Annotated in this window: 9 protein-coding genes; 7 read left to right on the forward strand and 2 right to left on the reverse strand. The window is 45.0% G+C overall.

All coding sequences use genetic code 11. The annotated features are described in order from the left end of the window. Nucleotides 1–60 precede the first annotated feature (60 nt). Both EPB74_RS04755 and EPB74_RS04760 read left to right on the forward strand, forming a co-directional pair. Nucleotides 61–981, forward strand: a complete 921-nt coding sequence (locus EPB74_RS04755; protein WP_274903056.1) for a hydroxymethylglutaryl-CoA lyase — start codon at nt 61–63, stop codon at nt 979–981. A 211-nt stretch (nt 982–1,192) separates the two neighbouring features. Then, the gene (locus EPB74_RS04760) at nt 1,193–2,380 is read left to right on the forward strand and encodes an isovaleryl-CoA dehydrogenase (protein ID WP_274903058.1); all 1,188 of its coding nucleotides are present in this window, start codon (nt 1,193–1,195) and stop codon (nt 2,378–2,380) included. An 87-nt stretch (nt 2,381–2,467) separates the two neighbouring features. Here EPB74_RS04760 and EPB74_RS04765 read toward each other — a convergent pair whose 3' ends face one another. Beyond that, a complete protein-coding gene (locus tag EPB74_RS04765; RefSeq protein WP_274903059.1) occupies nt 2,468–3,196 on the reverse strand; it encodes a pantothenate kinase in 729 nt (242 codons plus the stop codon). A 37-nt stretch (nt 3,197–3,233) separates the two neighbouring features. Beyond that, on the reverse strand, nt 3,234–4,211 hold the full coding sequence (locus tag EPB74_RS04770) for a biotin--[acetyl-CoA-carboxylase] ligase (RefSeq protein ID WP_274903061.1): 978 nt from the start codon (nt 4,209–4,211) through the stop codon (nt 3,234–3,236). A gap of 204 nt (nt 4,212–4,415) precedes the next feature. Here EPB74_RS04770 and EPB74_RS04775 point away from each other — a divergent pair, with 204 nt between their 5' ends. The 5 genes from EPB74_RS04775 to ligA all read left to right on the forward strand — a co-directional run bounded on the left by EPB74_RS04775 (nt 4,416) and on the right by ligA (nt 15,329). Next, nucleotides 4,416–5,219 (forward strand): sulfite exporter TauE/SafE family protein, encoded by an 804-nt coding sequence (locus EPB74_RS04775; RefSeq protein ID WP_274903165.1) that lies wholly within the window; start codon nt 4,416–4,418, stop codon nt 5,217–5,219. Nucleotides 5,220–5,536: 317 nt separating this feature from the next. Continuing rightward, nucleotides 5,537–7,507, forward strand: coding sequence for an alkaline phosphatase D family protein (locus EPB74_RS04780; protein WP_274903062.1), 1,971 nt, complete (start codon nt 5,537–5,539; stop codon nt 7,505–7,507). 187 nt (nt 7,508–7,694) lie between these two features. Continuing rightward, nucleotides 7,695–11,648, forward strand: a complete 3,954-nt coding sequence (locus EPB74_RS04785; RefSeq protein WP_274903063.1) for an AAA family ATPase — start codon at nt 7,695–7,697, stop codon at nt 11,646–11,648. Between the two features lie 190 nt (nt 11,649–11,838). Continuing rightward, complete coding sequence (locus EPB74_RS04790) at nt 11,839–12,864, forward strand: cell division protein ZipA C-terminal FtsZ-binding domain-containing protein (protein ID WP_274903065.1); 1,026 nt, start codon at nt 11,839–11,841, stop codon at nt 12,862–12,864. A gap of 359 nt (nt 12,865–13,223) precedes the next feature. Continuing rightward, nucleotides 13,224–15,329 carry an NAD-dependent DNA ligase LigA gene (gene ligA / locus EPB74_RS04795; RefSeq protein ID WP_274903066.1) on the forward strand — a complete coding sequence of 702 codons (2,106 nt, stop codon included), beginning with the start codon at nt 13,224–13,226 and terminating at the stop codon, nt 15,327–15,329. Nucleotides 15,330–15,335: the final 6 nt, after the last annotated feature.

The following is a 15,335-nucleotide window of genomic DNA, read 5'->3' on the forward strand; positions in this document are numbered from 1 at the left end:
TTATAATTTCAAAACGATAGATTTCGGCTTAATAAATACATTAATAAAAGGGTGGCAAGCATGAATCATTCGTACCCCGATCACGTCTTGATCGTTGACGTCAGTCCGCGTGATGGTTTACAAAATGAGTCCAAAACCATACCGACTGCCATCAAGCAAACACTGATCGAAGACCTGATTGCCGCTGGGATTAAAAAGCTCGAAGTGACTAGTTTTGTCTCGCCAAAATGGGTACCGCAAATGGGTGATAATAGCGCGCTGTTGGATGCGCTTAAACCCACACGGCATGATGATGTTTGTTATTCCGTGTTAGTACCTAATATGCGCGGCTTTGAAAATGCGATTTTGCATCTTCCTGATGAAATCGTGATATTTGGTTCAGCGAGTGAAACTTTTAGCCAAAAAAATATTAATTGTAGTATTGATGAGAGTATCGAGCGTTTTGCGCCCGTTGCTGCTGCGGCAAAAGAGAATGGTATCAAAGTACGCGGTGTCATTTCCTGTACCGTCGGCTGTCCTTATGAAGGTAAGATTGACCCCAGCCAAGTGGCGTATGTGACCAAGCGTTTGGTTGAAATTGGCGCTGAGCAAATTGGTATTGCTGATACGACTGGTGTTGGTACGCCGATTAAAGTACAGCGTGCCTTACAAGCAGCCCTTGAATACGTTGATATAGCGGCAATATCGGGTCATTTTCACGATACTTATGGTCAGGCGTTAAGCAATACTTTAGCCGCCTTACAAATGGGCGTATGTGAGTTTGATACTTCTGTTGCAGGACTTGGTGGCTGTCCCTATGCCAAGGGTGCAACGGGTAATGTAGCGACTGAAGACGTGGTTTATATGTTACACGGCATGGGCATCAGTACCGGTATTGATTTAGATAAACTGGTTAGCGCTGGCGAACGTATTAGCGCGTTTTTGGGTCGTCCTAATGGCTCAAACGTCGCACGAGCACTGATTAATAAACGTCAATCTTAATGAATAGCATTACAAATACAGTTAATCATAATCTAAGTAATATAAGCTAAATGAATAGTTATATGGATTTATAGCTGGGACAATTTTTTTGAAGCATCTGGAGTGACGAAGTCGCACAGCAAGCTAGGAAAATTTGTCTCAGCTATATTGTCTCTTTTTAAATTGACCCAACGCTATTAAGAAATTAAACCTCAAAATACAAGGAATAGTTATGAGTTTACCCGGATTAGATTTTCAGCTTGGCGAAGATATCGATGCGCTACGTGATATGGTGCAAAAATTTGCTGCGAATGAAATTGCCCCGCGTGCCGCTGAGATTGATAGCAGCGATCAGTTCCCAATGGACTTATGGCAAAAAATGGGTGATTTAGGTCTGCATGGTATCACCGTTCCAGAAGCTTACGGCGGTGTCGATATGGGCTACGTCGCGCATATGGTCGTGATGGAGGAGATTAGCCGCGCGTCGGCTTCGGTTGCGCTCAGCTATGGCGCCCATTCAAATTTATGTATCAATCAGATTAAACGTAATGGCAGTGAAGCACAAAAACAAAAATACCTGCCTAAGCTACTCAGTGGCGAATTTATTGGCGCACTTGCCATGAGTGAAACTGGAGCCGGTTCTGACGTTACTAGTATGAAGCTGAAAGCCGAAGAAAAAGACGGTAGCTATATTTTAAACGGCAGCAAAATGTGGATTACCAATGGTCCTGATGCGGATGTGATGGTGGTTTATGCTAAGACCAATCCTGAGCTTGGCGCTAAAGGTATGACTGCCTTTATCGTTGAAAAAGGTATGGCAGGCTTTGGTACGGCGCAAAAGCTCGATAAGCTCGGCATGCGCGGTAGCCATACTGGTGAAATGACCTTTGATAACGTTGAGGTTCCTAAAGAAAATATCTTAGGTGAATTGAATAGCGGCGTTAAAGTATTGATGAGTGGCTTAGATTATGAGCGCGCAGTTTTGGCAGCCGGTCCTATTGGTATCATGCAAGCGGTGATGGACAATGTCGTCCCTTATATCCATGATCGTAAACAGTTTGGACAGGCTATCGGTGAGTTTCAGCTGATTCAAGGTAAAGTCGCAGACATGTATACCATTTTGCAAGCTGGTCGTAGCTTTTTATATACGGTCGGAAAAAACCTTGATATGTTGGATCAACGCGGCGCAGGTCACAGCCGAGAAGTACGTAAAGATTGCGCCAGCGTTATTTTATGGTGTGCGGAAAAAGCCACGTGGATGGCAGGTGAAGGCATACAAATATTTGGCGGTAATGGCTATACCAACGAATATCCACTTGGTCGTTTATGGCGTGATGCGAAGCTATATGAGATTGGCGCGGGCACCAGTGAGATTCGCCGTATGCTAATCGGTCGTGAATTGTTTAACGAGACCAAATAAAAGTAGTGTGGTTTGAGTTAATAAAAAAGGAGGACGTTTTAAGCGTCCTGCTTTTTTAATGTTTATTTTATAAAGGCGGTCAAATCCCTAAAATCGTTTGCTATGGTCAAAATAGCGTGCAAGACCATTTAACAATAAGTCATCACGCAGTCGTACTGGACGGTTGACGTGTTGGGCGATAATGGCTGCGTCGCCACCGGTCATTATGATCTCGAAGTTGGGATGGCGCGTGCTAATCTCGTTAATTGCACCGACGATAGACAGCATAATCCCGCGATGTACCGCATCTTTTGTGGTAATGCCCTGACCGACACTATCAAAGGTGCCATTAGAGATAGTAATTTGCTTGGTACCAGAAAATAATGATTCGCGTTGTAGATAAATACTAGGGAAAATATAGCCGCCCAAATGCTCAGCATGATCGATCAAATCAATCGTCACTGCTGTACCGCAGCCAATCACGCATTGACGTTTTGTCTTATCAACGGCACCCAGCATTTGTAGCCAGCGATCACAGCCTAACTGTTCATCATTATAAGCGCTTTTCATCAAAGCGTGCTCAGCATCGACATGAACAAATTCAAACGGAATATTAAGCTGACCTAAAGTCTCTGAGACCTTCATGTTAAGGTCATCGCCCAGCACCGATGAGATACCGATAAAACTAGGCGCATAACGCTCAAAGCGATCGGTTAGACCCATAAGTAATTCAGCAGGCGCTTGCAAATGCTGCTTGGCATCATGTGAGACTATTTGTCCGATATCATCGGTAAGCCAGTATTTAAGGCGGGTATTTCCAAGATCAAGCCAGAGCATAAAAGTCCCTTTATAGAGTGCTCGTTAAGTAAGTGCTTTAAGCCTTATCAATAACGTCAATGCGTCCGGTAAAAAGCGCAGAAATATTACCGTTATCTTGCCTTAATTGCAAACATCCATGTGTATCGATACCGCAAGCATGACCGGTCATTATTTGCTCTTCACTATTATGGTCTTGGGTGACGTGCAAGCGCAGACCTGTCAGCGCATCCATCGAGTCAAACTGCTTTAAGAAGCTGTCCAAATTATACGTTTGACCAGTGGGCTTCTCTAACCCTAAATGCTCAAAGCGCGTCATAGCCGCCATTAATGCCTTGCTCATTTGCTGATAAATCACTTGTAAGCTTGGCAGACTGCTAGCTCGTTGTTTTGGCACCAGCATCTGTTCAATATCCTGTAAGCTAATCGCTTGATAACTCATGCCTTCGCACGTTTGCGCGGTTAGCTTTGGTGTGGCTTGGACATTGAGACCAACGCCCATCACCACGCCGACCAATTTGCCCGCTTGTGATACTGGCTCTATCAGAATACCAGCGAGTTTATTAAAGGGCAGTGTTTGGTTATCCAATAAAGATTTATCCACGGCAGATTGATATTGATGCTGATGCTGATGCTGATGTCGATTGTGATTTCGATGTTGATAAAAACCTAAGTCATTTGCCCACTTGACACCGATTGGTGTCAAGCCTTGCACCCGCAATTGCGTATTTAGCGTTTGTATAATGGGCATTTTTGCCAGCTCGACGCCGATGATTAACGATAACAAACCACTAATCGGCATATGTACCGGATGATATAACGACAGATAGACATTGCCGCGCGGCGATTGCCATGAGCGTCCTCGTTGCCCGCGTCCTGCGCTTTGGCTCTCAGCCGTTAACAGGTGCATGACTGCTGCGTTTAGCACACCGTTTTGCACTGCTTCTATGAGCTCAGTATTGGTCGAGGCGCTAGTTGTTAGATGGCGATGGTTAAGCTCGGGTAGCTGGCGAGACAAGCTGGCAAGTGACGTCATAAGTTTAGTCGATGTGGTTAATGTAGCAAATGTAACATGGGTAATCTTTGATATACTGAGCGATTGTCGCCAATAAGCACTATCAAGTAGACAGCATAAAGCTCAGGTTGCGATTTGGCAAATGCAATTGAGAACGCTGATACGCGAATAAGTACGAGATAAAATAAGCGCAATACGAGATTATTATAAAAGGTTCGTTCTATGATGTTATATGTGTGGTTTGTTATTGCAGGGGCGTTTGCTGGTGTTAGCGCTGGCTTGTTTGGCGTCGGTGGCGGCATGATTATTGTACCGGCGCTGGTATGGATTTTTACCGCTTATAATTTTCCGCCTGAAGTGGTGACCCATTTGGCAATCGGAACTTCTTTAGCGACCATCGTTGTGACCTCAATCAGCTCAATGACTGCGCATAATAAGCGCGACGGCGTACGCTGGGAAGTGTGGCGCAAAATGGCATTGGGATTGGTCATCGGTAGTTTGGTCGGTGCCGGTATCGCCGATATGATTGACGGCAAGGCATTACAAGCCATCATTGGTATCGGTGCGTTATTAGTCGCTATAAAAATGCTATTTTTCTCTAATAAAGCGCAATTGGGCAAGCCGTTACCGTCTACGGGCGTGCAGTTTGGTGCGGGTACGGGTATTGGTATGGCATCATCTATCTTTGGGATTGGTGGTGGCAGTTTGACCGTACCGTTTTTAAATTGGGCGGGGCTACCGATGAAGCAATCGGTCGGTACTTCAGCGGCTTGCGGTCTGCCGATTGCGCTGGCTGGCGCGGTAGGCTTTGCATGGTTTGGTCAAGACGTGGTCAACCTACCTGAGGGTACGATAGGCTTTGTCCATATCACAGGCTTTATATTTATTTCGGTTGCCAGCTTCGCTATGGCAAAAGTCGGCGCCAAGCTTGCGTATAAATTGCCAGCTTTAATGCTTAAACGCGCCTTTGGGGTGTTGTTATTGTTTGCTGGTGGGCAGTTGTTATTAAGTGGCATTGGGGTGATTTAGGTTTAGTATAGAGAAATATTTTGAGCATTAGAAACATTAATTAAAAAAACAAAAGCTACTAAATAAAACGAATAGTTATTAGACAGATAGAAAATTTACATAATGAATAATACTGTACATATGCCTAGATGTTTATGATAATATTTTGCTTATCTCTATTTGCTTATCTCTATTTGCTTATCTCTATTTGCTTAAGTCAGTAAGATCAATAAATGAGATAGATGATCATGGAAGGTCATCATTGAAGATAGCTATTAAAAAAATCATGAGCCCTATTGATAATAGGTTACTACATACAGTACGAGGAAGCACTGACCATGAGTAAGCCAAATGATAAAACCGCGAAAGTGACTGTCAATGAAGAGAGTGCTACAAACACAGTCACAGACAAAAAAGTTATTCATAATGTTTTTGTTGATACTTTAGAAAAACCTATTAATACCCCTCTTTCTAGACCTCCTATTAATCCCAGCTTATCTCAACGATCCGATAGTAATGTTCAAAGTAACGTCCAAAACAGTGTTCAGAATACGGCAGGCCTTGATAGACGCCGCTTTATAAAAGGTTTCGGCACAATAGGTATAACGGCTGTAGGGGCCTCTAGTTTAGGCTTAACAGGTTGTGGCTCTGACGATGATAGCTTTAATACGGAGGTAGGTGAGACCGTTAGCTTTGATCATGGCGTTGCCAGTGGTGATCCTTTATCTGATCGCGTCATATTATGGACACGAGTGACACCGCAAAAAACAGGCTCTCAACAATTCACCGTTAAGTGGTTTATGGCGCGTAATCAGCAAATGACGGATTTGGTTACACAAGGTGAGGTAACTACGAGCGCTGTAAAAGATTATACGGTTAAGATTGATGTTGACGCTTTAGAACCCAATACCGTTTATTATTACCAGTTTGCAGTTGGCAAAAAGGTCAGCCGGGTTGGCAAAACAAAGACCTTACCCGTGGGTCAAGTAAATCAAGTTAAAATGGCTGTTTTCAGCTGTGCTAATTATCCAGCAGGATTTTTTCATGTTTATGCGGATGCTGCTAAGCGTAATGATTTAGATGTTTTAATCCATCTAGGGGATTATATTTACGAATATGGCCGCACTACTACTGATGCTCAAGGCAATACTGTACCAGCCTATGCTTCGGCAAGCGCGGCGATTATCGATCGTGAAGTCCTGCCAGCACAGGAAGCCTTTACTCTCAGTAGCTATCGCACTCGTTATGCTCAATATAAGACCGATACAGATTTGCAAGACTTACATGCTATTGCGCCAATGATTGCGATATGGGACGATCATGAGCTGGCAAATGACACCTACGAAGATGGCGCTGATAATCATCAACCTGATAAGGAAGGAGACTGGGATGCTCGTAAGCTAGCCGCAGTCACCGCCTATCATGAATGGATGCCAATACGCACTAGTGAAGCACAAAGCAAGATCTATCGTAGCTTTGAGTTCGGTGACTTACTGAGTCTGAATATGCTAGACACCCGTGTCATCGGGCGTGATAAGCAGCTTAATTATGTGGATTATATTAGACAAGATAGTATTGTCGGTGCCTATATTGACACCACTGCTTTTAGAGCAGCTACTAATGACACTAACAGGGAGCTGCTAGGACTTAGCCAAAGCAACTGGCTGGTTAGTCAGATGCAGCAATCGACCGCCAAATGGCAAATACTCGGTCAGCAAATTCTGATGGGACGCATGGACATACCAGCGCCCGTGATCTTAAACCTTGCCGATCCTAGGCTTGGGCTCGATATTAATGCTTATTTAGCTTTAGTACAGAAAGCACAAACCAATCCACAAGGTTTGACGGCTAAGGAAGCAGCTCTTATACAACAGCCAGCTGTTCCTTACAATATCGATGCTTGGGACGGTTATGGCTCAGCACGTCAAAGGGTATTAACGGCGGCTAGAAGTTATAATAAGAATTTAGTAGTACTCGCTGGGGACTCACACAATGCTTGGGCGAATAATCTGACTACTGATGACGGCGTAGCAGCTGGCGTTGAGTTTGCGACTAGCTCTGTCAGTTCACCAGGCTTTGAAGAGTATATTCCTAATCCACCAGCACAGGTCAAAGCGGTACTGACTCAACTAATAGGGGGTTTGAAATATATGAATCCTAATGAACGAGGATATATGGCAATTACCATTACCCCTGAGTCCTGTCAGTCAGAATGGATATTTGTCAGTGATATTCTTAAACAAACTTATAGCAGCTCAGTAGGACAAACGTTAAAAGTGGTGGCTGGTGAGAATAAGCTGAGTGTCTAGTTGCTAGTTTAGTTTTATCACTGTTAATGATGTAATGACTCATGATAAAGGCGCTCATTTCTAAAAGAGATGAGCGTCTTTTTATGTTATTACTTATAACTTCGAATACAGACAATACAAACCCTAAAAATCCCCCACAATTTAAGGTAGAATAGCCGCCTGTTTTTGCTAAGTTTACTGATCCTTCATGCGCCTAAAATCTCTCAAGCTGGCAGGCTTTAAATCCTTTGCCAATCCAACCACCTTTACCTTTCGTCATGGCATTACTGCCATTGTCGGGCCAAACGGCTGCGGCAAATCTAACGTGATTGATGCTATTCGTTGGGTGCTTGGCGAGACCTCTGCCAAGCAGTTACGTGGCGGGGCGATGAGTGATGTCATCTTTGCTGGTACGCAAGATAAAGCCGCCAAAAGTGTCGCCAGTGTCGAGCTAACTTTTGAGCATACGCAAGATGAGCAAAATGGCATAAGACATGAGTTTAATTTATATCAAGAACTCTCTGTTCGCCGTCAGGTAAATAAAGACGGTCGCTCGGACTATTTTATCAATGGCACGCGCTGTCGTCGCCGTGATGTCGTTGATGTGTTCTTGGGCACGGGGCTTGGCGCACGCAGCTATGCAGTCATCGAGCAAGGCATGATTGGGCGAATTGTTGAGTCTAGCCCCATGCAGCTGCGTGAATTTATTGAAGAGGCGGCAGGGGTGTCACGCTATCAAGCGCGCCGCGAAGAAACACAAAAGAAGCTAGAGAAGACCCAAGATAACTTAGCGCGCTTGTATGATATGCAAAGCGAGCTGGTCAGCCAACAAAAGCGATTGTCCAAACAAGCAGCAGGTGCTCAGCGTTACGAAGCGCTAGCCTTGACACTTGCTGATATTAAGCAACAGCTCGCCATTCAGCAGTTATATCAAGCCAAGCATACCCAGCAGCAGCAAAAAATAGCTCACGAGCGTAGCGCTACCGAAGTCGCAGCCCTGCAAGCGAACTATGAAATGCTAAAAGCTCAGCAAGATAAGCTTGCAACGCATATCAATCAAGAACAATGGCTCAAAGACGATGCCCAAAGTGCCCACTATCAGCAGCAGCTAAGCTATCAACAAGCCGAGCATCAACTTAATGATGCAAGGTCACAACTGACCGTCATTGAGCAGCAACTAGCCAGTTTGGATGAGCAGCGTGTACAGACAGTCAATGAGATTGAGCGCTTAAAATTTGAGCAAGCTGAGCAGCAGGATATATTAGAAGAACTGCGTCCCAAGCTTACTGAGTTGACAAGCAAACGTGAATCGCACAAACGTAACGAGCAACCATTACAGCGCGCTTGGCATGAAGCGCAAAACCAGCTATCACGGCTGCAAGACAATGCCCGCACACTTGAGCAGCAGCAAGCTATTAACACACAAGCACAAAAGCGCCATCAGCAAAGCGATGATAAGTGGCAGCGCCGTCAGCAACATTGGCAGAATTTATGGCAGCAGTTACAACATTCACTATTGCCTATTGATACTAATAATGGTGCTGATGGGCGCGAGAAAATTGATGCGAACAATTTACAGCAGACCTTAGAGACGCAGGTTACTGAGCTAAATAAGCAATTGCAGCAGATTGAGCGCCAACAAGACAGCGTTGCTGAGCGATTATCAGAGCTACAACCCCAAGCGTATGATTTACAACAGCGCTTAAACACGCAGCAGCGCGAATTGAGCGAGTCTGAAAAACGCCACGCCGTATTGGCAAGTGAATACGATACCTTACAGCAGATATTGCATCCTAAACCTCAGCCAAAATCTCAACAACCTCTTAATGAGCAGACTGATTTAGAAAGCAATGCTGTCAATAACGATCACAATTTGGCTGTTGCAACCTTGCGTGAACAGATTGAACTAAGTGAAAAAGGACGTGAGCACTCGCAGCTACTCGATAGTATATTGGCGCTATGGCTGGATAGTCATGTGCTGGTTTCAAATCAAGCCAACCAATCAAGCGTTAATAACGCAGACAATGACTCTCAAAAAGCGAGTAGCTTATGGCAGGCGCTTGAGCAAGATTTAACTGATGTGTTTACGTATCAAGCTATGCAAAACCAGAATGTTAATATTAAAGATAAGTCGTCAATAGAAACGGGTCATAGCTTATGGTTATCTGCTACGCAAAATTACGTGAATGCAGAGCTATTTATTGGTGATTTACCAGATAACTTGGCTGATAAAGTATTGCCTTTATCCCAGCTGATTACGCAGCCAGCATTGGCACTTTGGCAGCAGTGTTACTTGTATATCGCCCAACCTGAGAGCGATAATAAACAAACTCTCAAAGAAATTGCCAATATCTTACAAGTGTTGCCATCGTCAGCCATTCTGCTAACGTCTGACGGTTGGCTTATCAGTCGTCAAGGTACGATCAATCTAAGCAAGTTTGCTGGCGCGCAAAATGGTCAAAGTGATAGCAGTAGTCAATTTCTAACACAGCGTTTACAGCAGCGCACTCGTTTACAAACATTAGAAGAATTGCTTGATGAATTTGAAACTAAAATACAAGAGCAGCAAAAGGCTATTACCAAAAACCAGCGTGACAATGATGCACTGACGGTCAGTCTGCAAGAAACGCGTGCCCAAGCTGAACAGTTGACCCGCGATAAACATCAATATCAACAGCAACTCACCACCAAACAAGCTAACGCTGAGCGCTTGCAAGCAGATAGCCAGCGCCTAAATACTGATAAAGCCGCACTTGAGCAAGAGCAACAAGAATTAGAACAAGAACAACAAGCGCTTAATGATGAGCAGCAACATATCCAAAGCGAGATAACAGCGCTGGCACCAAAAATAGTGGATGCCCGTGCGACAAGCCAGCAATTGCAAGCTGAGCGTAATGAGCTAAATCACAGACGCCAAGCAGATGACGATATTTGGCAAGCATTACAACTGCGTATTCAGCAGAGCGAGATGCGGTTAGAGCACAGCGTTAGCAGTCTTACGCGTGCGACCGCACAACATGACAAGTCATTACAAAGCGAGCAGAGCTTAAAAGCAACTTATGAGCAGCAGCAACATAAACTGCCAGCTTTGCAGACCGCATTGCAAACAGCACAAACTGCGCGCAATGAGCAAGAAGTATTATTGACTGGGCGCGAGACGGCACTAACCGAGCTTAAGCAAGCATATAATCAGCAGCAGACTGAATTAGATACGCTGCAACAGTCATTGCAAAATCAACAAAGTAAGCTTGCTCATCATAGTACTGAACTGGCACTAAGTGCGGCGCGTTTAGAGGATGCCAGTAGCCATACGCAAGATGCCCTAGACGCATACTATCGCGTCAGTCATAAATATAAAGCGCAATCGGACATGTCGCCGCATCCGCAGCAAACAATGAGTGTCTCAAACTTATTAGCAGATTTTATTGCCCATGATCGCCGTGTGCGCCCAGATAAAATTGCTGAGCTTGAGTCTGAGCGTAGCAAGCTTGAGCAGCAATTAAGTAAAATAGGCGCGGTCAATCTAGCAGCAGTGGCTGAATTGGCGGAGGTTAATGAGCGTCTAGAGCCACTGGCGCAGCAGACAGCAGATATTGCCGCTAGTATGCAGACGTTGACCGAAGCGATTGCTTCTATTGATGAAACCACCAAGACGCTATTTATGCAGACACTCGATGCGGTCAATAATGAGCTAGCTAATTTATTTGCCAAAGTCTTTGGCGGTGGGCAAGCCAGTTTGACCTTGAACACTGACGATATGCCAGCCAATATACCCGCTGATAAACATAAGTCAGAACAGTGGCGGGCAGGGTTAACCTTGATGGCACAACCAAAAGGTAAGCGTAATAGCCGCCTTGCTGTACTGTCAGGCGGTGAAAAAACCTTGACCGCGTTGAGCTTAATTTTTGCGATATTCAAGCAGCATCCGGCACCGTTTTGTGTGCTTGATGAAGTCGATGCGCCACTTGATGATGCTAACGTTGCTCGATTTACTAGCTTGATTCATGAATTAGCAGATGATTTGCAATTTATTTTTATCAGTCATAATAAGCTGACGATGCAGATTGCGGATGAGCTAAAAGGCGTTACCATGCCAAGCGCGGGAATTTCTACTTTGGTTAGCGTTTCGCTGGATGAGGCCGCACGCTATATTACTCAATAGCGCAAATAATTGATAACTGGCAGCGATGGTCAGTGTTATAGTTAGGGCTAAGGCTATAACGTAACGCAAGTATGTCGGGCTGACGGTAAACGATGACTAGATGGTGACGATATTAATTAGCCATGCTAGACTATTGCCATTTATCCCCTCTTGTGTATTCCCTTTTGTCATATATTAGGATGTATTTCTCATGACCGCTATTCAGTTTATATTGATTGCCATTGCCGCATTTATTGTGCTTGCAGGGCTATTTATGGTCATTCGTAGCTTTAAGCGCCGCAAAAACGCTGAAGCTTTAGCGGTTAATTATGATAAAAACGGTATTCCAATTATACCGCGTCATGAGCGCAATATCGTCGATCAGCCAGACTTGGATGATACGGTCGCTGGCGAGACGAGCATCGGCCCTGATCGCAGTTATTTAAATGCGGTCGTTGAAGAAGAGCCTTTGACCCAACCCCATACCAATATCGATGCACAGCTGACGGCTGCCCACAATCCTATAAACGGTAATGTGAATAACGATAACAACCATGTAAATAATGAGGATTATGCGCGCTGGCAGGATGAGCAACAATATGCCGATAATACTGAGTTTGCAGAAGCGGCTCAGCAAATGCATATCGAGCAAGAGCCTGATGCGTTTTCTAGCCTTATGTCGGCGACGGACAGTCTGATGCCATCGATTGATACGGCAGAAGAGCCAAGCTTTAATGATAATAGCCCGATACTCGACCAGCATCTGTCAGAGCCTGTTGATGACGTTCAGAACGCGCCATTAATCAACGCCAAAGACAATATCAATATCACCATTTTGCCGCATCAGTATCGCGACCGTCCAGCAGCGGTGATTCGTGGTCGTGATTTATTGGCATTAATTGATAAATATGGTCTGCGCTATGGGGCGATGAATATGTTCCATCGCTATGAGCAAAAAGACGGTACAGGCATGCTATGGTTCAGTATGATGGGCATCACCGATAGTGGTATTGCGCCTTTTGATCCGCATAGCGTAGCGACCAATAGTTATAACGGTGTAGTGGTTTTCTTGTCTTTGCCGCATCCGCAAGCGCTGCGCAGCTTTGACAGCATGATGAGCGTTGCCTATATGATGGCAAGCGATTTAGATGCCATTATGCTTGATGAAGAGAATGAACCAATCACACCTGAATATAAGCAGCAACTGCGTAACCAAGTCCGCGACTATGAAATTTAAAAGGCATGAAGTTTAAAAGCTACGAATCTTAATAAAGGCAAAGCTTAATAAATACAAAGACTGATTAATATTGGCAGTAATCTAAAAGGCAAATAGCGATTGACGTTATTTGTCTTTTTTCATTTTTACTTATAGTCAGTTTAAAATAAAAAAGTCGCCCATTTAACATCGCTTTACTGGGATAGATTTTCCTCGCTTGCTGTGTGCTATGCACTCCAGAGGCTTCGAGAAATCTATCCCAGCAGCGCTGCGTTTTATTTGTAAAACACTAAGTACATTCTAATTTTCTACAAAATGATATCCGAGTATCCTGCAAACTTGTTATCATATCGGCATCTTGAATCGTAAAGACGCCGACTATGACTGATCCTACCTTATCAACCGCTGCTCACACTAAAAACACTCAAAAAACGACTGCGCAACCTGCCAATGAAACCGATACTGACAATGCTCAAAGCGAAATCGTTGCCCAGATGCGCACGCTTATTGCGTCGCTCAAAACGCATAACTATGCTTATTATGTGCTCGATAATCCCATCTTAGAAGACAGCGAATACGATCAGTTGCGTCGCTCTTTATTGGAGCTTGAAGAAGAATACCCAGATTTGGTGCAGCCTGACAGCCCGATTAATCAAGTTGGCGATATGCCGCTATCTGCTTTTACCCAAGTCAGGCATGATGTGCCGATGTTGTCGCTTGGTAATGTCTTTGAATATGATGATTTGCGCGATTTTATGCGCCGTGTCAATGACCGTCTAAGCGACTCTCAGAAAAATCCCGAATATGAGATAGAGCTAAAGCTTGATGGCTTGGCGGTCTCACTAAAATACGAGTATGGACAGTTTGTACAAGCAGTCACGCGCGGCGATGGGCAAACGGGTGAGGACATTACCCAAAATGCCAAAACCATTCGTAATTTGCCGCTATGGCTTGCTGCTGCTACTGATATCCCGCTGTTAGAAGTACGTGGCGAAGTATTAATGCCAAAGGCAGGCTTTGAGCGCCTTAATCGACTTGCCGCAGAAAAAGAAGAAAAGACTTTTGCCAATCCGCGCAATGCTGCTGCTGGTAGCTTACGCCAACTTGACCCAAGTATAGCCGCCAGCCGTCCGCTAGCCTTCTATTGTTATTCAGTGAATCAAGGGCTACCAATTGCCATCGACACCCAATCAGCAGCCTTAGCTTGGCTAAAAGACATCGGCTTTACCGTTAGTGCGGTTGAGGTAGTGCAGAACCCACGCGAAGCCCAAGCCTATTATGAGTCAGTGATAAATACACGCGCAGATTTGCCGTTTGAGATTGATGGCTTGGTCATTAAGGTTAATAGCTTAGCGCTGCAACAACAGCTCGGCTTTTTATCACGTGAGCCGCGCTGGGCAACTGCCTATAAATTCCCTGCTGAAACCGTCATGACGCGCCTGTACTCTATTGAATGGCAAGTTGGGCGTACTGGACAAATAACCCCAGTTGGTAAGTTAGAGCCGGTAAAAGTAGGCGGTGTAACCGTCAGCAATGTTACTTTGCATAACTTTGGTGAGATTCAGCGCCTTGATGTACGCGCAGGCGATATGGTCAGCGTCCATCGTGCTGGCGACGTCATCCCCAAGGTCACCCGCGTCTGGCATGAGCAGCGTCCAGAAGACTCCGAACCAGTTAAGCTACCGTCCACTTGTCCAGTATGTGATTCTCCAGTCGTACTACCCAAAGATGAAGCGTTGGCGCGTTGTACTGGCGGTTTGTTTTGTCCCGCGCAGCAGCAAGAAGCGCTTATTCATTTTGTCTCGCGTCGAGCGATGGATATTGATGGCTTAGGTGCAAGTTGGTTGATTAGCTTCTTTGAGCATGGTTTGGTCAAGACGGTCGCTGATATCTATCAGTTGCACAATCATCAAGAAGAACTGATTACGCTTGAGAAACTAGGCGAAAAGTCGGTGCAAAATATTATCAGCGCTATCGAAGCTAGCAAGCATACGACACTGGGGCGCTTTATCTATGCACTTGGTATTCGCGGGGTTGGTGAGACGACGGCGCAAAACCTCGCTCAGCAATTTGGCGATCTTGACAGTTTAATGTCTGCCAGTATCGAAAAGCTGCTACTTACGCCAGATGTGGGCGCTATTACCGCTGAGCTCGCCTATAAGTTCTTCCGTGCACCGCACAATATCGAAGTCATCACCGCATTACGTGAGGCAGGCGTGCATTGGGATAAAGTCGAGCAAAAAGTATCTAGTGATTTACCACTTGATGGGCAAACGTGGGTTATCACTGGCGCGCTTGATAGCATGGCGCGGGATGAAGCGAAAGCTAAACTGCAAGCGCTCGGTGCCAAAGTCTCAGGTAGTATTTCGGCAAAAACTACCGCGTTATTGGCAGGGGAAAAGGCTGGGTCGAAGATGGCTAAGGCTGAAAAATTGGGTGTAAAGGTTGTGGGCGAGGAAGAGTTTTTGGCGCTGGTTGGGGAGTAGGGAGAA

It is taken from the genome of Psychrobacter sp. DAB_AL62B (genome assembly GCF_028895345.1).
Classification (GTDB): Bacteria; Pseudomonadota; Gammaproteobacteria; order Pseudomonadales; family Moraxellaceae; genus Psychrobacter.

Coding starts and splice junctions, on each gene's coding strand:
- EPB74_RS04760 (WP_274903058.1), top strand. CDS start 1,193: ATGAGTTTACCCGGATTAGATTTTCAGCTTGGCGAAGATATCGATGCG.
- EPB74_RS04755 (WP_274903056.1), top strand. CDS start 61: ATGAATCATTCGTACCCCGATCACGTCTTGATCGTTGACGTCAGTCCG.
- EPB74_RS04780 (WP_274903062.1), top strand. CDS start 5,537: ATGAGTAAGCCAAATGATAAAACCGCGAAAGTGACTGTCAATGAAGAG.
- EPB74_RS04770 (WP_274903061.1), bottom strand. CDS start 4,211: ATGACGTCACTTGCCAGCTTGTCTCGCCAGCTACCCGAGCTTAACCAT.
- EPB74_RS04775 (WP_274903165.1), top strand. CDS start 4,416: ATGTTATATGTGTGGTTTGTTATTGCAGGGGCGTTTGCTGGTGTTAGC.
- EPB74_RS04785 (WP_274903063.1), top strand. CDS start 7,695: ATGCGCCTAAAATCTCTCAAGCTGGCAGGCTTTAAATCCTTTGCCAAT.
- EPB74_RS04765 (WP_274903059.1), bottom strand. CDS start 3,196: ATGCTCTGGCTTGATCTTGGAAATACCCGCCTTAAATACTGGCTTACC.
- EPB74_RS04790 (WP_274903065.1), top strand. CDS start 11,839: ATGACCGCTATTCAGTTTATATTGATTGCCATTGCCGCATTTATTGTG.
- ligA (WP_274903066.1), top strand. CDS start 13,224: ATGACTGATCCTACCTTATCAACCGCTGCTCACACTAAAAACACTCAA.